At 46.1% G+C, this 22613-nt stretch carries 21 protein-coding genes and 5 tRNA genes; 16 read left to right on the forward strand and 10 right to left on the reverse strand.

Features of this window, described 5'->3' with window-relative positions; all coding sequences use genetic code 11:
* Positions 1 to 81: 81 nt before the first annotated feature.
* Together ABF87_RS07445 and ABF87_RS07450 are read right to left on the reverse strand one after the other, a co-directional pair.
* Positions 82 to 948 carry a hypothetical protein gene (locus tag ABF87_RS07445; protein ID WP_160828511.1) on the reverse strand — a complete coding sequence of 289 codons (867 nt, stop codon included), beginning with the start codon at positions 946 to 948 and terminating at the stop codon, positions 82 to 84.
* 463 nt (positions 949 to 1411) lie between these two features.
* Positions 1412 to 2275: a hypothetical protein gene (locus ABF87_RS07450; RefSeq protein WP_160828512.1), complete on the reverse strand. Its 864-nt coding sequence runs from the start codon at positions 2273 to 2275 to the stop codon at positions 1412 to 1414.
* A 234-nt stretch (positions 2276 to 2509) separates the two neighbouring features.
* Here ABF87_RS07450 and ABF87_RS07455 point away from each other — a divergent pair, with 234 nt between their 5' ends.
* Entirely contained in the window at positions 2510 to 2689 is a 180-nt protein-coding gene (locus ABF87_RS07455; RefSeq protein WP_160828513.1) for a hypothetical protein, read from the forward strand.
* A 38-nt stretch (positions 2690 to 2727) separates the two neighbouring features.
* On the opposite strand, the gene lspA is transcribed toward ABF87_RS07455, so the two are convergent.
* From lspA to ABF87_RS07470, 3 genes are read right to left on the reverse strand one after another with little or no spacing between them, the layout of a single operon-like run.
* Positions 2728 to 3219, reverse strand: coding sequence for a signal peptidase II (gene lspA, locus ABF87_RS07460; RefSeq protein ID WP_160828514.1), 492 nt, complete (start codon positions 3217 to 3219; stop codon positions 2728 to 2730).
* Between the two features lie 33 nt (positions 3220 to 3252).
* Complete coding sequence (gene ileS, locus ABF87_RS07465; RefSeq protein ID WP_160828515.1) at positions 3253 to 6054, reverse strand: isoleucine--tRNA ligase; 2802 nt, start codon at positions 6052 to 6054, stop codon at positions 3253 to 3255.
* Between the two features lie 18 nt (positions 6055 to 6072).
* Positions 6073 to 7050 (reverse strand): bifunctional riboflavin kinase/FAD synthetase, encoded by a 978-nt coding sequence (locus ABF87_RS07470; protein WP_160828516.1) that lies wholly within the window; start codon positions 7048 to 7050, stop codon positions 6073 to 6075.
* A gap of 177 nt (positions 7051 to 7227) precedes the next feature.
* Here ABF87_RS07470 and slmA point away from each other — a divergent pair, with 177 nt between their 5' ends.
* On the forward strand, positions 7228 to 7896 hold the full coding sequence (gene slmA, locus ABF87_RS07475) for a nucleoid occlusion factor SlmA (RefSeq protein WP_160828517.1): 669 nt from the start codon (positions 7228 to 7230) through the stop codon (positions 7894 to 7896).
* Positions 7897 to 7929: 33 nt separating this feature from the next.
* Here the strand turns inward: slmA and ABF87_RS07480 are convergent, their stop codons facing one another.
* Genes ABF87_RS07480 through gpmA form a run of 4 tightly spaced genes read right to left on the reverse strand, consistent with a single transcriptional unit; the run spans position 7930 to position 12185 of the window.
* Positions 7930 to 8676 carry a HesA/MoeB/ThiF family protein gene (locus tag ABF87_RS07480; RefSeq protein WP_160828518.1) on the reverse strand — a complete coding sequence of 249 codons (747 nt, stop codon included), beginning with the start codon at positions 8674 to 8676 and terminating at the stop codon, positions 7930 to 7932.
* 11 nt (positions 8677 to 8687) lie between these two features.
* Positions 8688 to 10121: a S41 family peptidase gene (locus ABF87_RS07485; protein WP_160828519.1), complete on the reverse strand. Its 1434-nt coding sequence runs from the start codon at positions 10119 to 10121 to the stop codon at positions 8688 to 8690.
* Between the two features lie 46 nt (positions 10122 to 10167).
* Entirely contained in the window at positions 10168 to 11418 is a 1251-nt protein-coding gene (locus ABF87_RS07490; RefSeq protein WP_160828520.1) for a peptidoglycan DD-metalloendopeptidase family protein, read from the reverse strand.
* A gap of 17 nt (positions 11419 to 11435) precedes the next feature.
* On the reverse strand, positions 11436 to 12185 hold the full coding sequence (gene gpmA, locus ABF87_RS07495) for a 2,3-diphosphoglycerate-dependent phosphoglycerate mutase (RefSeq protein ID WP_160828521.1): 750 nt from the start codon (positions 12183 to 12185) through the stop codon (positions 11436 to 11438).
* 371 nt (positions 12186 to 12556) lie between these two features.
* On the opposite strand from gpmA, the gene ABF87_RS07500 reads away from it, so the two are divergent.
* The 9 genes from ABF87_RS07500 (at position 12557) to ABF87_RS07540 (ending at position 17864) form a co-directional block, all read left to right on the forward strand.
* The gene (locus ABF87_RS07500) at positions 12557 to 12934 is read left to right on the forward strand and encodes a rhodanese-like domain-containing protein (protein WP_345789892.1); all 378 of its coding nucleotides are present in this window, start codon (positions 12557 to 12559) and stop codon (positions 12932 to 12934) included.
* A 15-nt stretch (positions 12935 to 12949) separates the two neighbouring features.
* Positions 12950 to 13207, forward strand: coding sequence for a glutaredoxin 3 (grxC, locus tag ABF87_RS07505; protein ID WP_160828523.1), 258 nt, complete (start codon positions 12950 to 12952; stop codon positions 13205 to 13207).
* 65 nt (positions 13208 to 13272) lie between these two features.
* Positions 13273 to 13710, forward strand: a complete 438-nt coding sequence (secB, locus tag ABF87_RS07510; protein WP_160828524.1) for a protein-export chaperone SecB — start codon at positions 13273 to 13275, stop codon at positions 13708 to 13710.
* Positions 13711 to 13731: 21 nt separating this feature from the next.
* On the forward strand, positions 13732 to 14226 hold the full coding sequence (locus ABF87_RS07515) for an SH3 domain-containing protein (RefSeq protein WP_160828525.1): 495 nt from the start codon (positions 13732 to 13734) through the stop codon (positions 14224 to 14226).
* Positions 14223 to 15212, forward strand: a complete 990-nt coding sequence (locus ABF87_RS07520; RefSeq protein WP_160828526.1) for an NAD(P)H-dependent glycerol-3-phosphate dehydrogenase — start codon at positions 14223 to 14225, stop codon at positions 15210 to 15212. Before ABF87_RS07515 ends, ABF87_RS07520 begins: the two co-directional genes overlap by 4 nt.
* 237 nt (positions 15213 to 15449) lie before the next feature.
* Positions 15450 to 15722: an HU family DNA-binding protein gene (locus tag ABF87_RS07525; protein ID WP_110340527.1), complete on the forward strand. Its 273-nt coding sequence runs from the start codon at positions 15450 to 15452 to the stop codon at positions 15720 to 15722.
* A gap of 14 nt (positions 15723 to 15736) precedes the next feature.
* A tRNA-Val gene (locus tag ABF87_RS07530) sits at positions 15737 to 15812 on the forward strand.
* 18 nt (positions 15813 to 15830) lie between these two features.
* A tRNA-Asp gene (locus tag ABF87_RS07535) sits at positions 15831 to 15907 on the forward strand.
* Positions 15908 to 15983: 76 nt separating this feature from the next.
* Complete coding sequence (locus ABF87_RS07540) at positions 15984 to 17864, forward strand: SurA N-terminal domain-containing protein (protein WP_160828527.1); 1881 nt, start codon at positions 15984 to 15986, stop codon at positions 17862 to 17864.
* A 57-nt stretch (positions 17865 to 17921) separates the two neighbouring features.
* On the opposite strand, the gene ABF87_RS07545 is transcribed toward ABF87_RS07540, so the two are convergent.
* Positions 17922 to 18707, reverse strand: a complete 786-nt coding sequence (locus ABF87_RS07545; protein WP_160828528.1) for an SDR family oxidoreductase — start codon at positions 18705 to 18707, stop codon at positions 17922 to 17924.
* Between the two features lie 134 nt (positions 18708 to 18841).
* Here ABF87_RS07545 and ABF87_RS07550 point away from each other — a divergent pair, with 134 nt between their 5' ends.
* The 5 genes from ABF87_RS07550 to ABF87_RS07570 all read left to right on the forward strand — a co-directional run bounded on the left by ABF87_RS07550 (position 18842) and on the right by ABF87_RS07570 (position 22540).
* Positions 18842 to 21025: an ABC transporter substrate-binding protein gene (locus tag ABF87_RS07550; protein WP_160828529.1), complete on the forward strand. Its 2184-nt coding sequence runs from the start codon at positions 18842 to 18844 to the stop codon at positions 21023 to 21025.
* A gap of 24 nt (positions 21026 to 21049) precedes the next feature.
* Positions 21050 to 22027 carry an ABC transporter permease gene (locus tag ABF87_RS07555; protein ID WP_160828530.1) on the forward strand — a complete coding sequence of 326 codons (978 nt, stop codon included), beginning with the start codon at positions 21050 to 21052 and terminating at the stop codon, positions 22025 to 22027.
* Between the two features lie 126 nt (positions 22028 to 22153).
* Positions 22154 to 22238: transfer RNA gene (locus tag ABF87_RS07560), tRNA-Tyr, on the forward strand.
* A gap of 107 nt (positions 22239 to 22345) precedes the next feature.
* Positions 22346 to 22419 (forward strand) — tRNA-Gly (locus ABF87_RS07565).
* A 46-nt stretch (positions 22420 to 22465) separates the two neighbouring features.
* Positions 22466 to 22540: transfer RNA gene (locus tag ABF87_RS07570), tRNA-Thr, on the forward strand.
* Positions 22541 to 22613 lie beyond the last annotated feature (73 nt).

Here is a 22613-nt window from a genome sequence, read left to right on the forward strand (position 1 = left end):
AAGAAAACACGGTATTCCAACCAATAGGATTTTTACTGGCTGGAATAAGGCCACTGTTGGAACGGCATGAAAGGCGTTATTTCACAGTTTTTCAAAACTGCCATTTTTATTTCTAAACCAGGATTCTCCCGTGAAGGCATCAGTTACCGTGCTTGCATCTGTAGTAAAGCAGTCGGCAACAGTTTGAGCGGTAAAGGTACCTTTGGTGCTGTACAGCACGGGTGGGTTCGTGACGATACCAGGAGTGCCGGGTGGAATCACGCTGGTGATGGCGGTCGTGACATCGAAACAAAGATCGGAGTTTACGATGATATTCGCAGTTTCAACGGGGGCATTTTTAGTGCAGTGCTTGACGTTGGCGGTTGCATCGACGATCTGTTTGATATCGATCGGAAATCCCGTAACGCTGATGCCTGTTATTTGAGAACTGGATACCGTGTTCGTTCCCAGCAGCGAAATGCCGCTTGGGGCCGTTTGTTTCGGTGGTTTACAGAGGTTGCTGTTGCTCAGATCCGGTGCCGGTACGCAATGACCGTTCGTCGTGACTGTGACGACATTGCCGCTTTGACTGTACGAAATACCGGCAGGTACGGTAGACGTATCGCATCCGGTAATACTGCCGCCTCCGGAATTGTTCACCTGCGCCATTAAGTTGGCGAGCGAATCAATCTGTGTCGGGCTGCCGCCAAAAGCGCCGCCAAGCACATACACGTTGTTATCGGACTTATTTACACCAGCGTAGATTTGCGATTCTGGGTAAAAGCGGAATAACCATGGTTCAATGCTCTGAGTGCCTTGGTGACTGGGAAAATACTGAGGAAAGGTGGTTTCTGCCCAGTTGAGCAGCCGCTCGGTATCCCCTGCAAGGTCAGCCGCGGCGAAGTTCGCTTTACCCAGTAGAACGAGAGTACAGGCCGATGCCAGCAAAAATTTCATGTGTTGTTTCATGCAAGGTCTCCAATGATATGAACGATAGGATGAAGTAGTGAAATAACGAATCAGCTGCAGAATTTCGTCATTTGACCCAATGCACTGTCTTCGATAAAGGAATCATCAGGAGTCAAAGCAGTGCATGATTGCTTTACGGAAGCTCTGAAAAGGTTAGCGAGAACTGTCGGGTATCACCTATCGGTCTCAATATGCCTGATCTACAAAGTGTAAATGAGCATTTTGAGCCTGATTTCAACGCAACTTGACCGCGTGCGAGCGCGGTCGTTTTTCAGAGTTTCATCAAATGCTGAATCAAATGGCCTATTCGTACATTATCATTGAATGGAGTTGGATCAAGTCTCGAAATGGCGGCAGAAAACAGCCTATTTCAGAGATCGAGCAGAAAGCTGAGGTGTTCCGATAGCGGGGTAATGATCAAAGATTATTCCTGAAGATCGTTCATGAGGTGAGTATCAGACAATTAACCCTTATTTTCATAGCCGGTGGTATGGCGCTGTTTGAGCTGTTCCAGGGTCATTCCGAATAATTCAGTAACAGGCTGGTAGTCAGCTTCTGGCGATTTTTCATGGATCGCAATCAATTTTTTGTTGCCGTTATGTGAATAGCTGAGCACGGATCCATACTGCTCAAGCTGCTTCAAGTTGATCAGGGTTTTCGCATAGTCTGGAAAGTTTGATAAAAAATCATTGAATTCGAATAATAAATCATCGGTAAGTCGGATGACATGTTCAGTAAGATCAATCAATAGCAGCAGACTGGATTTATCGGCATATCCCATCACTTGATTCGGGTCGAGGGCGTCATAGGTTACAGCGGGAAATTGATCAAGAATGGCTATTTTAATGGACTGTTCGATTTCATTCCGTTTGCGCCAGAGCTTCAATAAATAATTATAGTTGTGAATCATGGCTCTGATCCGCGAGATCTGGCTCCACTTTGGACCGGTATTCGAAGGCGCTTTGGGAATCAAGAAGGAAAGTCGGGAATAATCTTCGGCAATGGGTACGGAGATGAAAAGAATGGTGGGTATGGCAAGCATTCTCTGTATGGGATGGTGATTCAACGTTCCATGATAATTCTGTTTGATGGCAATCAGATTGGATCGTGCTTCTTCAGCAAGAAGCAGCCATTTATTGGTGATATTCAGTTTCTCTTTTTCTGTTTCAACATACTGATGGTATTTGAGAGAAAAATAGGCCGCTGCAGCGCCCAGGATAGATGCAAAGAATGCGCTGAGAATCGGGAATAAATAGTCCTTTAAAAAATTGCTATCTTGCTTGAGGCTTTGTATTGCATGAATAATCTGTTCTGTTTCGTAATCCATGGATTTCCTTTGAACTTTTGAACGTCGGTCGATGACCAATTATTAGCGATTGATCAGTCAATGGCCTATAGAGTTGTGCGTTGTAAGAACTCTTCAAACTCATAATGATGAGTCATATGCTTAAGTCTAAACTTACTTGATAATCTATCATCAGTAAATGATTAATGGCATGGGTAGCAAGAAGTTTCTACATCCAACTTGCAAAGGGCATATCATGGTGGATAGGAGATTAAAATGAACATAAAACAAACGGCAATCATAATGATTGTTTTGGCGGTAATACCGCAGTTATCAGGTTGCTGGGCAGTGGCCGCTGCGGGGGCAGGCGCGTATGGCGGATATCAGATGAAAAAAGAAGGGTATACGCTGCAGAATCCGGTAACTAAGGAGGAAGAAAAGAAAACCAATAAGTAGCATCAATAAAATCATAGGAAGATGCCTAAGGAGCTTGTTTATTGTTTTTCTGAGTTCGGGCGACTTTTTTCTTCCTTATTTCGAATACTGTCATAAATCATCAGTGCCGCCCCAATGAAAATGGCGGAATCAGCGATATTGAACGCCGGCCAATGATTCTCGCCGATATAAAAATCCAGGAAATCGACCACATGACCCAGAGTGATGCGATCATACAAGTTGCCAAGCGCACCGCCCAAGATAAAGCTCAATGACAGGCAGAATAATTTTTCCTGGCGATATTTGTTGAGCATGTAGACGATCACCAGCGCGGCACTGCCGGCAACGATACTCAGGAACCATCGCTGCCAGCCGGGCTGGTCGCTGAGGAAACTGAAAGCAGCGCCAGGGTTGTAAGTTAGAACGATGTTGAAGAAGCTCGTGATGGGGATCATTTGACCGAACTGCAGCGTGGACTCAACCCAATATTTAGTGGCAAGATCGAGCGCTAAAATGATCAGCGCCATAATTAAGCAAATCGAGAGCTTCATACCATCAGTTTCCGCGTGAAGTTATAGCTTGAGCTAAGCACAATGCCGAGTTTCGCCGGCACCATAAAGATTGAGAATGCAGCGTTCGCACAGCGTCGGGTGCTCACGATGATGGCCGACATCGTCTCGATAATGCCAGCATCGTTCACATTTCTCGTGTTTACTCGGTGATACGAATATGCCCTGTTGTTCTGGATGACCGACCTCGATCACATGCGCTTCCGAGACGATCAGTACAAAGCGTAAGTCGTTTCCTAATCCATTCAGTAATGCAAAGTCTTCCTCATTGGCGCGGATTTCGACTGTGGCAGCCAATGAAGAACCAATGTCTCCCCGGATTCGCGAGTCTTCGAGTTTTTTAAGCACTTCCGAGCGCAATGCCCGTATCATTGACCAGCGTTGCTGTAGAACCTGATCATCAGGTTGCGCGGGAAAGCTATGCCACGTATGTAACAGCACGCTATCTTCAGCATCGCCGGTGAGGTGCGCCCAGACTTCATCGGACGTAAAGCTCAGAATTGGCGAAAACAGCCTCACTAAGCTGTGTGCGATATGATGCAATGCGGTTTGCGCTGATCGGCGCGGCAATCCTGTGCGAGCTGCTGTGTATAAGCGATCCTTGAGGATGTCCAAATAGAATCCTCCCAAGTCTTCCGAACAGAAATTATGCAATTTGTGAACGACTTGATGAAATTCGTAGCGGTCGTAGCATTGCGTGAGATCGTTCTGAAATGCTTCCGTCAACGCCAGCATATAGCGATCGATTTCCAGACAGTCAGCGACATCGACCCTATCGGATTCAGGATTGAAATCCATCAAATTGGCTAGCAAAAACCGTAAGGTATTGCGGATGCGCCGATAGCTCTCGACCACACGCTTCAGAATTTCTTCCGAAATGGACAACTCGCCGGAGTAATCGGTTGATGCGACCCATAACCGCAGAATATCGGCACCAGACGTGTCCATCACCTTTTGCGGCGCAATGACGTTACCCTTGGATTTGCTCATTTTGTGGCCATTGCCATCAACTACGAAGCCATGTGTCAATAATGCCTCATAAGGTGCCCGGCCATTGATGGCGCAGCCGGTGAGCAGCGAAGACTGGAACCAGCCGCGATGTTGATCCGAACCTTCGAGATATAAGTCCACCGGCAGTCTCAGTTGCGAATCAGATTTGACCACAGTGTCATGTGTCGTACCGGAATCAAACCACACATCCAATGTGTCGGTCAGTTTCCTATAATCGCTCGCTTCGGCACCGAGCAATTCTGTAGCGTCCAACGCAAACCACGCTTCTATCCCTTGCTGTTCGACGCGCTGCGCGACTTGTTCGAGTAATTCGAGCGAACGTGGATGTAGCGCATGGGTATCCTTATGCACAAAGAAAGTCATCGGCACACCCCAATTACGTTGCCGCGATATGCACCAATCCGGACGATTCCTGATCATGGCTTCCAGCCGTGCTCTACCCCATGTGGGATAGAATGCGGTGGCTTCGACCGCTTGCATTGCCAGTTCGCGCAATGTTTTTTCGTGGCGTACTGTGCCATTTGAGCGATGCTGATTCATGCCTATGAACCATTGCGGTGTCGCGCGGAAAATGATGGGGGTTTTATGACGCCAGCAATGCGGATAGCTATGGTCTATTTTTTTTAAGCAGAATAAATGGCTGCTGGTCTTGAGCGTATCGATGACGACATCGTTGGCTTTCCATACCGATAGTCCGCCGACCAGTGATGTGCTGTCCATAAACTTGCCATTTCCATCCACCGGGCTTTCGCTTGGCAGGCTATATTTCTGGCCGATGACGTAGTCGTCCAAGCCGTGTGCCGGAGCGGTGTGCACCAAGCCGGTACCGGCTTCCAGCGTGACGTGTTTGCCGCAAATGATATTGACGGCGCGCGCTTCGAAAGGATGCCGCAACGGTAGATGTTCCAGCGCCTGGCCTTTGCACGTCGCAAGTGCCGCTCCAGTTAATTGATAGCGTTCCAGACAAGTTTGTTTCAATTCCTCTGCCAGAATCAGTAAACCGCGATCGGATTGAATCAAGGCATAGTCAAAATCGGGATGGACGCTGACTGCCTGATTGGCAGGCAATGTCCATGGCGTGGTAGTCCAGATGATGGCATAGGCTTGAGCATCGGCTGGAAGAGCTACCCCAAAGGCTTTGCTGAGCATAGGGTATGCCGATGAGTGCACTTCAAAACCCACGTCGATTGCCGGCGAGGTTTTGTCTTCATATTCCACTTCGGCTTCTGCCAATGCCGAGCCACAATCGATGCACCAATTGACAGGTTTCTGACCTTGGTATAAATAACCATTTTGGTAAATCTTACCTAGTGCACGAATGATACCCGCTTCAGTTTTGAAATTCATCGTGAGGTAGGGACGATCCCAATCTCCGAGCACACCCAAGCGGATAAAATCTTTTTTCTGCCGTTCCACCTGTTCCTTGGCAAAAGCACGGCAAAGCTCACGTACTTTATCAGCCGGCAAGTGTTTGCCGTGTTTTTTTTCGATCTGATGTTCGATCGGCAAGCCATGGCAGTCCCAGCCAGGTACATAGGGTGCATCGAAACCCGAAAGGGTCTTGCTCTTGATGATGATGTCCTTGAGAATTTTATTGACGGCGTGGCCGATGTGAATGTCGCCATTTGCATAGGGGGGGCCGTCATGCAAAAGGAATAACGGCCGTCCTTTGCTGGTGTCGCGGATTTTCTGATACAGATTCTTGTCTTGCCAGGCTGCTAACATGGCTGGCTCGCGGCTGGCCAGATTGCCACGCATTGGGAAGGGCGTATCAAGTAAGTTGAGCGTTTTTTTATAGTCAGTCATGAAAATGAATTGAATAGATTATACATTGCTGCACATGCTACTTGAATGAAGGGAAGTCGTCATGAAAAAATCCTTGGCGTGTGCCACATCGGTTCTGATCTGCTGAACGAGAGCGTCAATATCGGTGTATTTTTCTTCATCGCGCAGTTTGTGCAGAAAATTGATCTGAATAGGCTGTCCATAAATGTCATCATCAAAGTCAAATAAGTATGCTTCCAGCACCGGTTTGCCATTTTCATGCGTGGTAGGCCGCACCCCGAGACTGGCAACCCCGGGCAGAGGGGTAGCGGGCGATGATCGAAGGGCTCCTGAAACGGATACCACAAAAATTCCGGACAGCGGTGGGCGGTTGTGTTGCAACTGGATATTGGCGGTGGGAAAGCCGATTTTCTTTCCAAGCTTATCGCCATGTGTTACCCGTCCACTGATGCTGTAAGGTCGACCCAACAGTTTCTGCGCCTTGTTCAAATCTCCTTGTGTAAGTGCTTGCCGAATTGCGGTGCTGGAGACGCGCTGACCATCCACGGTTACACTGGGCATCGTCTCAACAGTGAATTGATTAGCGGCCGAGTAGTCTTGCAGCATGTTGAAGTCGCCAGCGCGACGTGCGCCAAAGCGGAAATCATCGCCAACCAATAACCAGCGAACTGCTAATTTCCGATTTAAAATATGGGTAATGAATTGTTCCGGGGGAATTTGAGCAAAATCATAATCGAATCGGCATACATGGATACAATCCATGCCTGCTTCGATTAGGCAGGCCATTTTTTCGCGCAAGCTACTCAACCGGACGGGTGCTTGATCAGGAGAGAAGAATTCACGTGGATGGGGCTCGAAAGTCAGTACACATGCTGGCAGCGCCAACTGGTTGGCGACTTTTTTTAATCGATGAAGCATGGCTTGATGACCCAGATGGACGCCGTCAAAATTGCCTATCGTCAATGCAATCGGCATCGCTGGTTGGGTGCATGTCGATGCTTTGCGCCAAGTGTGCATGAGCTGAAATCCAAAAATTACTGATTCTAGCGTGTTTGCAGTAAACAGGTCTAGCGGGGATGGGATGATCCGTATTGATTATGTGAGCTTGTTTGCGCACATATGAGCTCAACAACATTCACTGTGATTAACTTCTTCAGGGAGAAGATATAATACTGCCTGGAGTTTTTGCTTGAAATGCCAACGGTAGTTTTTTGTCGCCAGGGTTCATTTATACATTTATTTTTTTATTCATTGAAGTACTCGTATTCATCCATAACTTTCGCTGAAAAACAGGATTTGATTCTGCAAGCGCTGGCAGAAATGCTGGAGGATTCATCCAGGCGCAGCATAACCACTAAAGCTTTAGCCATTCGGCTGGGGATTTCCGAATCCTCGATTTATCGCTGCTTTACCAATAAATCTCGAATGTTTGAAGCCCTCATCGTGTTTATTGAAAAAACTGTGTTTCCTTTACTTAACCACATACTGCAGGAGGATCAACCAGGCATTCAGAAAGTTGAGAAAGTGTTACTGTTGTTATTGGGTTTTGCACAAAAGAATCCGGGTCTGACGCGTATTCTCATTGGTGAGGTTCTCATCAAAGAAAACGCACATTTGCAACCTCGTGTCGATCAATTGCACGACCGATTGGAAGCGACCATAAAGCAGGCGGTGCGATTCACCATCCACGAAGACCGAATCACAACTCCTATTGATGTGGCGGCTCTAGCCAATGTATTGATGTGTTTTGTGGTAGGGCGGTGGTATCAGTTCGTGCGCAGCGAATTTAAGCGTGATCCCCTGGCAGATTGGGAAAAGCAGCGCTTGATGCTGCTACCGGATGAACTGCTGGCGCGACGGTAAGCAGCTTCAGATTAAAATGAATAGTTGATTGAATTAAGCGCAGCATACTGTACAGCCGGGATCTTGAAGTACTCTGACGGTGCGCCAGTTCATCGTCAAACCATCCAGAATTTGCAGTCTTCCGTTCAAGCTTTGCCCGATATTCAACATTATTTTTAGTGTCTCGGCTGCTTGCATGCAGCCAATGATGCCCACCAGCGGAGAAAATACGCCCATGATGGCGCATGGCATGTCATCCTGATGTCCGCTATCGGGGTATAAGCAGTGATAGCACGGGCTATGTGCTGCGCGTAAATCAAATACGCTGATCTGACCTTCGAAGCGTACCGCAGCTCCGGAAATCAATGGTTTCTTGTGAGTTACACAGGCCCGATTGATGGCATGACGCGTGGTGAAGTTATCACTGGCATCTACCACCGCATCAACTTCAGCAATGAGCTGTAGCAGTCGTTCTGTATCGGCGCGCTCTTCGATCGCAGTGACCTTGATGTCTGGATTGATGCGATGAAGGGCTTGCTGAGCGGAAATGGCTTTGGAAAAGCCGATGGAATCAGTATGATGAACGATCTGCCGCTGCAGGTTGGTCAGATCGACCTGATCATCATCACAGAGGATCAGGTCGCCGACGCCGCTGGCGGCCAGATATAATGCGGCCGGAGAACCCAGGCCGCCTGCTCCAATAATTAGTACACGTGATCGATTGAGCTTTTCCTGGCCGGCAACATCGATTTGCGGTAACAGGATGTGGCGGCTGTACCGAAGGAGCTGATCGTCATTCACGATTTCCGGAATCAGCTACCGGTTTCGGCACTTTTTTTCTCGGGCGATGAGGTAATGCCCTTGAAATAATTCATCGCCTGAATCAGCAACAGGTCTTCTGCCGATCCGAACTCCAGGGGTGCTTTATTTTTCTTGTCGTTATTCTTTTTCTCTTTGTCTTTTTTGTTGTTGGCAGGTTTTTGGGCTGCCTTTTCACTGTCCGTAGCGGCTTTTGTTTCGCTTTTCTTGCCACTCGATAAGTGTCGATTCAGGTCCGATTCACGCAGACGCTGCTCATCGCCATTGTCTGTTTCATCCTGGATATCGGGGGTGATTCCTTTGGCCTGGATCGATTGACCATTAGGCGTGTAATAACGGGCGGTAGTCAGTTTTATGGCGGTGTTGTTGCCTAATGGCAATATGGTCTGCACTGAGCCCTTCCCGAACGTTTGCGAGCCCATCACAATAGAACGCTTGTGATCCTGCAAAGCGCCTGCAACAATTTCAGATGCCGATGCAGAACCGCCGTTCACCAGGGTGATCATCGGCACGGTTTTGACTGCGGCTGGCAAGCCTTTCAAATAATCATCGTCGGGGCCGCGCAGATAATATTCGGGATTGGCATGCAGCTTCATTTTTGCATCGGCGCTGCGTCCTTCAGTGTAAACCACCAGCGCATTTTCCGGCAAAAAGGCGGCAGATACAGCCACGGCTCCGTTGAGTAATCCACCCGGATCGTTACGCAAATCCAAGATCAGTCCTTTCATGGCGCCGGTATTTTGCGTGAATAGCGTTTTAATGGCTTGCGCTAGGTTTTCACCAGTTTGTTCCTGAAACTGCGTGATTCGGATATAGGCATACCCAGGTTCAATCATTTTGGATTTGACACTTTGGATTTTAATGATGTCGCGAACCAAATTGAAAACCAGCGGCTCTGTCTCGCCTTCACGAACAATGGTAATTTTGATGGAGGTATTGGGCTTGCCGCGCATCAGCTTGATCGCGTCGTTGAGTGTCATGCCCTTGACGACGGTGTCATCGAGTTTAACGATCAGATCGCCGGTTTTGATGCCGGCGCGAAAGGCAGGGGTATCTTCTATCGGCGAGATCACTTTAACGACGCCATCTTCCATCGTCACTTGGATGCCGAGTCCGCCGAACTCGCCTTGCGTGCCGATTTGTAATTCCTTGTAGTCATCCTTGTCGAGATATGACGAGTGAGGATCCAGTCCCACCAGCATGCCGTTGATGGCTTCAGTGATCAGTTTCTTGTCTTCGACAGATTCAACGTAATCGCTTTTGATGCGACCGAAAACCTGAGCGAATGTACGTAATTCTTCGATAGGAAGCGGGTGGACTGCCTCGATGTTATCTTTTTTGGCAATCGCGGAAAAATTCAAACTGAGCATCATGCCAGTAATGATGCCAATCAGAATTAAGCCTGTTTTTTTAACGACGTTACTCATGATCCTATCTCCGAATTGATCGAATTAATGTAAGTGCAGGGAGCACTTATTCTATTTTTATCCATGTCAAGGGGTCAAATGGCTTGCCTTTATGGCGAAGTTCAAAATATAAGCCTGTTTCTGAATTATCACTGCTGTTTCCCACGGATGCTATTGTATCGCCTCCGCGAATAATGTTACCCACTTGTTTGTGCAATGTCTCATTATTACCATACAGACTCATGTAGCCATTCCCATGATCCAGAATAATCAAATTGCCAAATCCTCTCAACCAATCAGCAAATACCACTCTTCCTTCTGAAATCGCCTTTACCTCATTGCCGCTAGGTGACTGAATAAATAATCCTTTCCAGGTCACGTGCTTGCCTGAACGTTGACCACCAAAGGTGTTCAGAAGTTTCCCGCGAACAGGTAAATTTAATTTTCCTTTAAGCGACGTAAATGGAACACCACTGGTGGATGCATCGGGGAGTTTAGTATTAACGTTATTACCCTTGGTTTTTTCTTGGACAAGGAGCTTATTGATTTCATTGACCAAATTAGTCAGCCGTTTTTCATCATTTTTAAGTGTATTGATTTCTTGTTGCTGCTGACTGATTTGCTCGGATATTTGGGACAATAATATTCGTTGCTTGTGTTTTTCTTGCTCCAGCAATAGTTGCTGTGCAGTGTATTCGTTTTGAATGGCAGCGATGTGCTGTTTTTTTTGATTTCGTGCGTGCACCAGAGTTTCGATACTGGTCTGATTGTTCAGAAGAGTGACGATGCTTTCTGAGCGCGCCTCTGAGAGCTTCTGATAATAATAGAGATTTCTTGTCAATTGATGGGGATCCTGTTGTCTCAGCACTAGCTTCAAGTAGGGCTGTTGACCTTCGAGATACTGGTGATACAGTAATTTCTCTAATTGGTGCTGTTCGATCTCTATGGTATGTCTGATTTTCCTATGTTGGGCCTGCAGTTGCTTTAGCTCCTCATGGGCTTGCCGATTGCTTTCAGTGAGTTTGACTAACTTCGTCTTCATTGCATGAATGGCGCGTTCAGTTTCTTGCAATGCAGTGGATGCGCTTTGTTTAAGCGCTTCTTTGGCGGTAAGTTCCTTTTGCAGAGACTGAATGCGCTCTCGTAAGGTCTTCAGATTTTCTTGATTGTCCGCAAATGCAACCGATGAATGAAACGAAACCAGCGCGCAAACCAGCAAGAACTTGCAATACTCTTTGAGAGTGATTCTAAACCTGCTGGTTCTCAGATGATTTTTTTCACCATGGAGTACTTTCGAACAATCATTTCGAGCACTCATAGAGTGACTGATCATTTCTAGGCGTTCGACTTTCCCTGATTGGCTACGATTTGCATTGCTTCCTGAATATCCGAATCATTTCCCAAATAATAACTCCGAATCGGTTTCAGATTGCTCTCAAGTTCGTAAACTAAAGGAATACCTGTAGGGATATTACACTTGAGAATTTCTGCTTCTGACATGTCATCCAAGTATTTGACCAGTGCGCGCAATGAATTGCCATGCGCTGCAATGATGACGTTCTTGCCTGCCTGAACCTGGGGAGCAATAGTCGTATTCCAGTAGGGCAGGAATCGCTCGACCGTGTCCTTGAGGCATTCCGTTAATGGAATATCTTTTCTGGTCAGATGCTTATAGCGCGGATCGGCGCCAGGATAACGATCATCATCGGTAGTCAATGCCGGCGGACGGGTATCGTAACTGCGACGCCAGGCTAACACTTGCTCATCGCCATATTTCTCTGCAGTTTCGGCCTTGTTCAATCCTTGTAATGCCCCGTAGTGCCGTTCATTCAGACGCCATGTATGGTGAATAGGAATCCACATCTGATCCATTTCATCCAATGCGATCCACAAGGTGCGAATTGCGCGCTTGAGAACTGATGTGTAAGCCACATCAAACATATATCCCTGTTCTTTTAATAACTGACCGGCGTTCCGGGCTTCCTGCAGACCTGTGGGCGTTAGATCAACATCCGTCCAACCGGTAAAACGATTTTCTTTGTTCCAAGTACTTTCTCCATGTCGTAGGAGAACGATTTTCTTCATAGCGATATTTATTTTATTGAAAGGGAGTAGTTGTAAAGTAGGTGAAAATTGCCGAATATTCTATTCTATTTTGCGAGTTAATGCAGCATCTAACTGATTTTCTGTGTGAATATAATGGAAGCAATATACTTTTTTGTGGAAAATAATAAACCTCGCTCGGATTGATTCTGTTTTTGTTAGAATTGTCCCTTCATGACCAAAGATTTAATCATGGGAATGAGATTTGAGGTTTTCTCATTCTGGTGTCAGGGTTAGTCTCATCTTGTGTTTCTTCAGTTACTATTAAATTTGATATATAAAATAAGCATATGGAATTATCTTTATTTCAAGACCAAAGTCATTTTTTGTTACGATTGGAAAATCTGCTATTTGTGATTACAGCAGTGATTAGTGGTGCGTTGCTATTGTGGCCGTTGGTTACGCAGAGAGGTATCAAAGAGATCGATACCCGGGTGGCTATACAATTGATTAATCAGCAGGATGCGGTGATCCTTGATGTGCGGGATGATAGTGAATTTGCAGCAGGCCATTTACCGAATTCCAAGCATATTCCATCCGAAAAAATCGAAGAGCGTTGGGTTGAATTGCAAAAATTCAAGGAAAAACCGATTGTGATGATCTATCGTAGCGGTATTCGCTCCAACCATCCCAGTTCGGTTCTCAGGAAAAATGGATTCGCTCAGGTATTTAATCTGATGGGAGGAATCGATACCTGGAAACGTGCAAACTTACCGATTGTTAAGCGTTAAACGATAAAGAAGATCATGGCGAAAGTTATCATGTATACCACGGGTTTTTGTCCTTACTGCAAGATGGCGGAAAATTTATTGCGTGCCAAGGGGGTCGAGAATATTGAGAAAATTCGCATTGATTTGGAACCGAAACTCCGCATGGAAATGATGGATAAAACCGGTCGTCGAACGGTGCCACAGATCTATATTGGAGAGAAACACGTCGGAGGATATGACGACTTAACTCAGCTTGATAAGGAAGGTGAATTGTCGGCATTACTGGCAACCTGATCGTGCAAATTCAGTGGGATGCGATTAAAGAATAATTTTTACAATCAATAACTTGGTGAATCAATATGAATGAACAGCTGCACCCGATCTTTTCTCTAGAAAAAATCTATGTGAAGGACTTATCCTTGGAAATTCCTAATGCCCCCACTATCTTTCTGGAAAGAGAAACCCCTGAAATCAATATACAATTAGGTGGAAAAAATCAGACGATCGACGACGGCTTATATGAAGTATTGCTGACGGTTACAGTAACTGCAAAAATCAAGGAAAAGGTCATGTTCCTGGTCGAAGTTCAGCAGGCAGGTATCTTTCGTATTCTTAATGTACCGAATGAAGAAATAGACCCCTTATTAGGAATTGGGTGTCCCAATATTCTTTTTCCCTATCTACGGGAAGCCGTATCTGATGTGGTGATGCGCGCCGGATTCCCGCCGGTACTTATGAGTCCGGTCAATTTTGAAAGTATTTATCACCAAAAGAAAGCGGAAACCGATAAAAATTAGCTAAAAATCTGGAAGTTCTATATGAAGCGATTGCTGGAAAAAATCTTGCTGCTGAGTCTGTATAGGGCCAGAAATGGGCTCTCGACGATATTGTTATGTATCGTGTCGTTTTTCTCCGGCTATGCAAATGCCGAGATCGAATATTTTTCGATAGCAGAGAATGGCGTAGTGATGTATGACGCACCTTCGCTTAAAGCGGATAAGCTATTTGTAGCTAGCCGCTATCTTCCAGTTGAAGCTGTGGTTAATGTCGAAGGATGGGTCAAGGTGCGCGACAGCAGTGGAAGTCTTGCGTGGGTTGAGACAAAGGCGCTCAGTCAACAGCGTTATGTGGTGGTGACGGTTCCGATGGCCGATGTGTTTCAGTCACCCACTGCCAGTTCCGCGCTTGTTTTTCAAGCAGAAGAGAATACAGTTCTGGAGTGGCTTGATTCCGATACTCAAGGTTGGGTAAAAGTACGCCACGTCGACGGTCAAGTCGGCTATATCAAGGTTATTCAGGTCTGGGGTTCATGAGAATTGCGGTTTTGGGTGCGGGCGCATGGGGCTCGGCATTAGCAATCAGTTTATCAAAAAGACATCAAATCAATCTTTGGACGAAAGATCCGGATCATGCCCGCGAAATGAATGAGCGCCGGATCAATCAAAGCTTTTTGCCGGGTCATGCATTACCTTCCTCCTTAAAAATTACCTCTGAACTCCCCGAAGCCATAGAAAATGCAGAGCTTGCACTATTGGTCGTTCCGATTGCAGGTTTGCGCGAAACGGTGCGCGCGATTGCTGCGAGTAAATTTCAGGCGCCGATTATCTGGGGTTGCAAGGGATTTGAGTCAGAATCATCCAAGTTGCCACATCAAGTCGTCGAGGAGGAATTTCCAGGCATACTGGATTGCGGTGTATTGTCCGGTCCTAGTTTTGCAGAAGAAGTAGCGCAAGGTCTTCCTACGGCACTGACGCTGGCTTCCAAAGATCCTGATTTTTCACGCCAGATCGCCACCGAATTGCATAGCCCGAGATTGCGGATTTATACCAGTCATGATGTCGTGGGTGTGGAAACGGGAGGCGCTGTAAAAAATGTCATTACCATAGCGGCGGGAATCTCCGATGGTATTGGGTTTGGACATAATGCGCGTGCTGCATTGATTACCCGTGGATTGATGGAAATTACTCGCTTAGGATTGGGTTTGGGCGGCAGTATGAATACCTTCATGGGGCTGGCCGGAGTCGGCGATCTCCTTCTGACCAGCACCGGTGACTTGTCGCGCAATCGACAAGTAGGATTGATGCTTGCCGAAGGAAAGACATTGGAAGATATTCTCAAGGTATTGGGACATGTCGCTGAAGGAGTTCATACGGCCCGATCAGTATTGCAATTGGGCAATCAATTGAATATCGAAATGCCCATCACGCAGGCGGTATGCAGCATTTTGCATGATGGGGTTCCTGCCAGGAACGCAGTCGAAGTGTTGTTAAATCGCGAACAGAAAACCGAAATCTATTGATGAAGAATCCAGCGATTTAAGTTCATGTAGTTTTTAGGTTTTCAGACTAAGTCATTTGTTTGTATAGAGTTATATAATTTTCTTTCCTAGCCCGATCGCGGCAATAATGAGCTAAGCTGTTTATCTGTATATATCTTTAGCGCCTGAATTCGCTTGACCACGTGCGGCTAGCTTGATATAAGAGCGTTTGCAGTACTTGCTTGTGATTTAATTACCATTAACTAGAAGGGGAATTATATGAACAAATCCGAACTTATCGAAGCTATTGCAAAGTCAGCCAAAATCTCCAAGGCCTCAGCAGGTAGTGCGTTAGATGGGGCATTATCTGCAATAAAAGGTGCACTTAAAAAAAATGAGAGTGTCACTTTAGTCGGATTTGGGACTTTTAAAGTGGGTACAAGAGCTGCGCGCACGGGGCGTAATCCTCGCACAGGAGCTGCCATAAAAATTAAGGCGGCTAAGGTTCCAAAATTCAGTGCTGGTAAAGCACTCAAAGATGCAGTAAACTAGCGCACTTTGTGACCGGGTGCTTAGCTCAGCTGGTAGAGCGTCGCCCTTACAAGGCGAATGTCGGCGGTTCGATCCCGTCAGCACCCACCAGTCAGATAGTGAGTAGTAGGAGTGGTAGTTCAGTTGGTTAGAATACCGGCCTGTCACGCCGGGGGTCGCGGGTTCGAGTCCCGTCCACTCCGCCAAATAAAGCACATCAACTGGCAGAGTGAAAAATTCTTCTGCTAATCATTTCATTTCGAGCATTCTCAGGTTTCAATCGTGTTTGATTTCGTAAATCGCAAAAAACGTATCGTTCAAATTATCATGGGTTTGGCAGTATTGCCCTTTTTATTTTGGGGTGTCGAATCCTATCGCAATACTGGTCAAGAAGGCTATGTGGCAATCGTGGATGGTGAAGAGATTCCAAGAAGGGAATATGAGCAAGCGTTGCGTGATCACCAGGAAAGAATGCGCGCCATGATGGGTGCGAATGTTGATAGTGCTATGCTTGATAGCTTCGAAATCAGAAACTCCGTGCTGGAACGATTGATTCAGCAGCGGTTGTTGCAGCGTGAAGCCATCAACAATGGATTTATCGTTCTCGATTCACAACTGGTCAAAACGATCAGGGAGATACCCGCCTTTCAGAAGGACAGCAAATTTTCGAAACAGCAGTATGAAGATCTGCTCAAGGCTCAGGGGCTTACTCCGAGAGTGTTCGAGTCGCGCGTACGCCAAGAATTATTGCTGCAACAGCTTTTGGATGGTTATAGCGAATACGGATTTGCGCCTAAAGCAGTTGCCGAACGTGTCAAGTATTTAAGCGAAGTGAAGCGGGAAATCAATCAGTATCAAATTGATCCCGAACAGTTCATCGCACAGGTGGCACCAGACGAAGAGAATATAACCGCCTATTATGAAAAATATAAGGTGGATTTTGATCTGCCTGAGCAGGTGCGGGTTGAGTATGTGATTTTATCACTGGATGCCGTGGCAAAAAATGAAACTGTGAGTGATGAAGCAGTCAATGACTATTTTTCTGAACATAAAGAAGAATTCAGTCAGCCCGAGGAGCGAAGGGCGAGTCATATTCTGATTAGTCTGGCTCCAGAGGCATCCGACGATGAGAAACAGTCCGCACAGGAAAAAGCACAACAAATCTTGGAACAGATCCGTCGTGATCCCGAACAATTTGCGCAGCTTGCTGAGGAGCACTCGAACGATCCGGGATCAGCTCCGCAGGGTGGAGATCTCGGTTTCTTTGGCCGAGGTGTGATGGTCAAGCCCTTTGAAGATAAGATCTTTTCTATGCAGCTAAATGAAGTGAGCGACATCGTTGCAACAGATTTTGGTTTACATGTGATCAAGTTAACGGATATCAAGGAAGCAAAGCAGCAGAGCCTCGACGAGGTTCGAGAACAGATAGAAAACAAACTTAAACTGCAGATGGTAGCAAACACTTTCGGTGAGATTGTCGAAGATTTTAGGAATGTGGTGTATGAACAGGGAGAAGATCTTCAAGCTGTTGCGAAAAAGTTTGAATTAACATTGGAGCACAGTGACTGGATTAGCCGTAATGTGATCGAGCCCCCGGTACTTGCAAATGATAAGCTGCTGTCAGCTCTTTTTTCCGAGGAAGTGATTGCCAATCAGAGCAATACAGAAGCTGTCGAAGTGGCGCCAGATACTTTTGTAGCTGCACGCGTAACTGAGCATAAGCCGGCCACTGCTCAATCGCTTTCGGTGGTCAAAGATCAGATCGTTGATAAGCTTAAGGTGCAAATGGCCCAAGCCAAAGCTGTCGAGCAAGGAGAAAAGAAACTTGAACGTCTGCAGGCAGGAGATCATCTGGACATTGATTGGACTGAAGCCAAACAGATTTCTTACATGCAGTCGCAGGGCCTTGATCATGAAACGTTGCGCGCTATTTTTAAAGTTCAAGTCAATGATCTGCCAACCTATGTGGGCGCAGCAAATCCTTCTGGTGGATTTACTTTGACACGCATCAATAAAATAATCGAGCCCGAATCCAGCGAAACGCTCAAATTAACTGATTTTAACAAGCAATTGCAGCAGATGATCACACAAGAAGAAATGTCATCCTATCTTACGGTGCTGAGGAAGCACTATGAGGTAAAAGTAAAACAGGATACGTTCTGATTCGCAGAGCTATTCATTTGAACGCACGGGGTTACTGTTCCCCGTGAGATTATGAAGCTAGTCGACCAAATCAAATGCCACGGTACTGAAGCCGGCGTCCACATAGGTTATTTCTCCGGTAATTCCGCTCGCAAGATCACTGCACAAAAAGGCCGCTGCATTGCCTACTTCATCGATGGTGACATTGCGGCGCAATGGGGAAACCTTTTCGGTATAACCTAATAATTTTCCAAAGCTTCCGATTCCGGAAGCAGCCAAGGTTCTGATGGGTCCTGCCGAGATTGCGTTTACACGTATCCCTTTGGGCCCCAAGCTGGAAGCCATGAAACGAACATTGGCCTCAAGGCTGGCTTTTGCCAGACCCATGACATTGTAGCTGGGCATCACACGAACTGCCCCTAGATAGCTTAACGTCAGAAGCGCGGCATTTCGATGTTGCATCAATGGTAGCGCTGCTTTGGCAAGTGCTGCAAAGCTATATGAACTGATATCATGGGCTATCCGAAAAGCCTCTCGATTGACACTCTCCAAATAATCGCCCGTTAATGCGTCGCGGGGTGCAAAAGCAATCGAGTGCACAATGCAATCCAATCCGCTCCAATGTTTCTGAAGATTCTCAAAGCACTGTGCAATTTCCTGATCGCTGGCCACATTACACGGAAACAATAATGTGCTGTCGAATTCTGCTGCTAATTTCTCGACGCGTTCACGTATTTCCTCCCCTTGATAGGTGAACGCCAACTGAGCCCCCTCGCGCTTCATCGCCTTGGCGATGCCGTATGCAATTGAGCGATTACTTAAAAGACCTGTGATGAGTACCTGTTTGTTTGCCAGAAACCCCATAAATTTCCCTTGTAGAGTTGAAAGAATTATCGAATTATATCGGAAGGGTGGGATAACGTGGGGGCCCGGTTTCTGGTATAAGTCATGCAGAGGAAAATAAACATCAATCGATCATTTGTGAGAGTGAGAAAATAATGGGCAGATCGTATCTGTTGTTGGGGATTACTCTACTTTTATCCGCCTGCGGTCAGCATAATTGGAACAGTCCTTATCCGGCGACTGATTCCGGGAAAAATATACTGTATAGCGTTTTTAGTGAGCGTCCTAAGCACCTGGATCCCGTACAATCATATAGTTCCAATGAAATTCAATTCACCGCGCAAATTTATGAACCGCCATTGCAATATCATTACTTGAGACGGCCTTTCGAACTTATCCCTCTGACAGTCAAAGAAATTCCTGTTGTGAAGTATTTTGATCGAGCAGGCAAGCTCTTATCCAGTGGCGTAGATGCCGAGCATATTGCTTATAGCGTTTATGATATTTCCATCAAGCCGGGAATTTACTATCAGCCTCATCCGGCATTTGCGAAAAATAAGCAAGGCAATTGGCTCTACCATAATTTGAATGATCAGGATTTGTTGACCATATTCAAGCTCGGTGATTTTTCTCAGACCGATACACGTGAGTTGATTGCCGAGGATTATATTTATCAGATCAAACGATTGGCGCACCCGAAATTACATTCTCCGATTTATGAACTGATGGCTGATTATATTGTGGGCCTGAGGGATTATTCTAAGTTACTAAGCCAAGCCAAACTGATTCAATCCGACCCACATGTCTTTCTTGATCTCAGAAATTACGCATTGGAAGGCGTGCAGTTGATTGATAGGTACACTTACCGGATAACGATCAAAGGCAAGTATCCGCAATTCATTTATTGGTTGGCCATGCCTTTTTTTGCACCGATTCCCTGGGAGGCTGATGCGTTTCATTCACAACCGGGCTTAATACAGAAAAATATTACCTTAGATTGGTATCCGATTGGGACAGGGCCATACATGCTTACCGAAAATAATCCCAATTTGAGAATGATATTAGAGAAAAATCCTCATTTTCATGACGAATATTTTCCCACTGAAGGCATGTCCGGCGATGAAGAAAACGGTTTATTGATTGATGCGGGGAAAAAACTGCCTCTCATCGATAAGATCGTTTTCACCCGCGAGAAGGAGAGTATTCCGCGTTGGAACAAATTCTTGCAGGGATATTACGATGCGACAGGAATCGGATCGGACAGTTTTGATCAGGCTGTGCAAATGGTTGGACAGGGTGAAGCAACGGTGACTGAAGAAATGGCCGCCCAAGGCATCCGTTTGGAGACAACTGTGGCGGTGTCAACCTATTATATCGGTTTTAATATGCTGGACCCGGTGGTAGGAGGGAAAAATGAGCGGGGGCGTGAGTCAGCCAGGAAATTAAGGCAAGCGCTATCCATTGCGGTGGATTATGAAGAGTTCATTTCGATATTTGCGAATGGACGGGGATTGCCAGCTCAGAGCCCAATTGCGCCTGGGATCGCAGGTTATCGCGAAGGGGAAGAGGGTATCAATCCGGTGGTTTATGAGTGGGTGAATGAGCAGCCCCAGCGCAAATCCATCGATGTCGCAAAACGATTGCTCGCCGAAGCAGGCTATCCAAATGGCATCGATCGAAAAACTGGAGCGCCATTAATTTTGCATTTCGATGTAACCGCGCGCAGTTCGGAAGACAGATCCAAGCTGGATTGGATGCGTAAGCAATTTCAAAAATTGAACATACAATTGGTCATTCGAAGTACGGATTACAACCGTTTCCAAGACAAGATACGAAAAGGCAATGCTCAAATTTTTGAGTGGGGCTGGAATGCCGATTATCCAGATCCGGAAAATTTCTTGTTTTTACTGTATGGGCCGCAGCGTAAAGTAGGAAACAATGGCGAGAATGCCGCCAATTACGACAATAAAGAATATAACCAGCTCTTTGAGAAAATGAAGGATCTTGAGAATGGAGTCGAGCGGCAAAGAATCATTGATCGCATGCTGGAGATATTGCGTCAGGATGCGCCTTGGATATGGGGATACCATCCCAAGGATTATGGGTTATATCATGCGTGGTATCAGAACGTGAAACCCAATAGGATTTCAAATAATAATCTCAAGTATTTTAAAATTGACGCCTCTCTGAGGGAACGTCAGCGTTTCGCTTGGAATGAGCCGATATTGTGGCCGATTGGATTGGGCGTAGTGGCGCTGATCATCAGTTTCATTCCGGCGATCAAGGCATTTTATCGGCGTGAGCGCAGTACTGCAGTTCGCCGCGAACTACTCAATTGAAACAATAATGACGATTGTAAGGCAATGCTGAATTATATTTTCCGCCGTATTCTGTATGCAATACCCATTCTGGTGGGTGTGAACCTCATTACCTTTGCTTTATTTTTCGTAGTCAACACTCCGGATGATATGGCGCGCATGCAATTGGGCATTAAATATGTCACGCCGGAAGCCATCGAAAAATGGAAGATAGAACGAGGCTATAATAAGCCATTGTTCTATAATTCGGAACAAGAGGCATTGAGAAAGCTGACGGATACTATTTTCTTTGAAAAATCGGTGACTATGTTTGCATTTGATTTTGGGCGGGCGGAGGATGGACGCGATATTACGCAAGAAATCAAGTCTCGCATGCTGCCAAGTTTTGCAATAGCGTTGCCGGTATTTGTTTTGGGATTGATTGCGTATATTGCTTTCGCGCTGATGATGGTTTTTTTTCGGGCTACGTATATCGATTTCTGGGGTGTGGTGCTTTGCGTGGCGATAATGTCAATTTCTAGCCTATTTTATATTATTACGGGACAATTCCTAATCAGTAAGCTGTGGCATTTAGTGCCGATTTCAGGTTATGAAGATGGTCTCGATGGCGGAAAATTTTTATTATTACCCATTGTGATTGGGATTGTCAGCAGCGCTGGATCGAATATACGGTGGTACCGCACCATATTTCTGGAAGAAATGAACAAAGAATATGTTCGGACAGCTCGGGCCAAGGGATTATCGGAACGATTGGTTTTATTCAAGCATGTACTGAAGAATGCGATGATTCCGATTTTGACTGGCGTAATTGTGGTAGTGCCATTGTTGTTTCTGGGCAGCCTGTTGGTTGAATCATTCTTTGGCATTCCTGGTTTGGGCAGTTATACCATCGATGCGATTAATTCGCAGGATTTTGCCATCGTGCGAGCGATGGTTTTTCTCGGATCAGTTCTTTATATCATTGGCTTAGTGCTGACGGATATATCATACACACTGGTCGATCCCCGCATTCGCTTGTCTTGAGGGCGTGAGCACTTCATAAATGAAATGGGAACCTAAGAACAATGATATGTGTTAGCTCATAACATTCGGTTCAAAACGAGATTGACTTATGCAGACAATATATTCATAATCGCCAGTTTCGCGTTTGGAGGGGTTCCCGAGCGGTCAAAGGGATCAGACTGTAAATCTGACGGCTCTGCCTTCGAAGGTTCGAATCCTTCCCCCTCCACCAATCTGAGATCGGTTGTAAATTAAAAAAAGTAATAGGCAGTATTAGTAAGTTTGAAGGTTAAACTTTTTCATCCAGGGGTATGCCTTCTTTCTAAAATGCAAGTATATGCGGGTGTAGCTCAATGGTAGAGCAGAAGCCTTCCAAGCTTACGACGAGGGTTCGATTCCCTTCACCCGCTCCAGTTTGAATGGATTATCAAGTTTCTGTTGTAACGGTAGTTTATGCTTGCCCATGTAGCTCAGTGGTAGAGCACTCCCTTGGTAAGGGAGAGGTCGCCAGTTCAATTCTGGCCATGGGCTCCATAGAGATGGATGATGGATTAATACGATTAAAGCATGTAAAGGGGAGCAAGGTCATGGCAAAGAGTAAATTTGA

It is taken from the genome of Nitrosomonas sp. JL21, from assembly GCF_009833095.1.
Classification (GTDB): Bacteria; Pseudomonadota; Gammaproteobacteria; order Burkholderiales; family Nitrosomonadaceae; genus Nitrosomonas.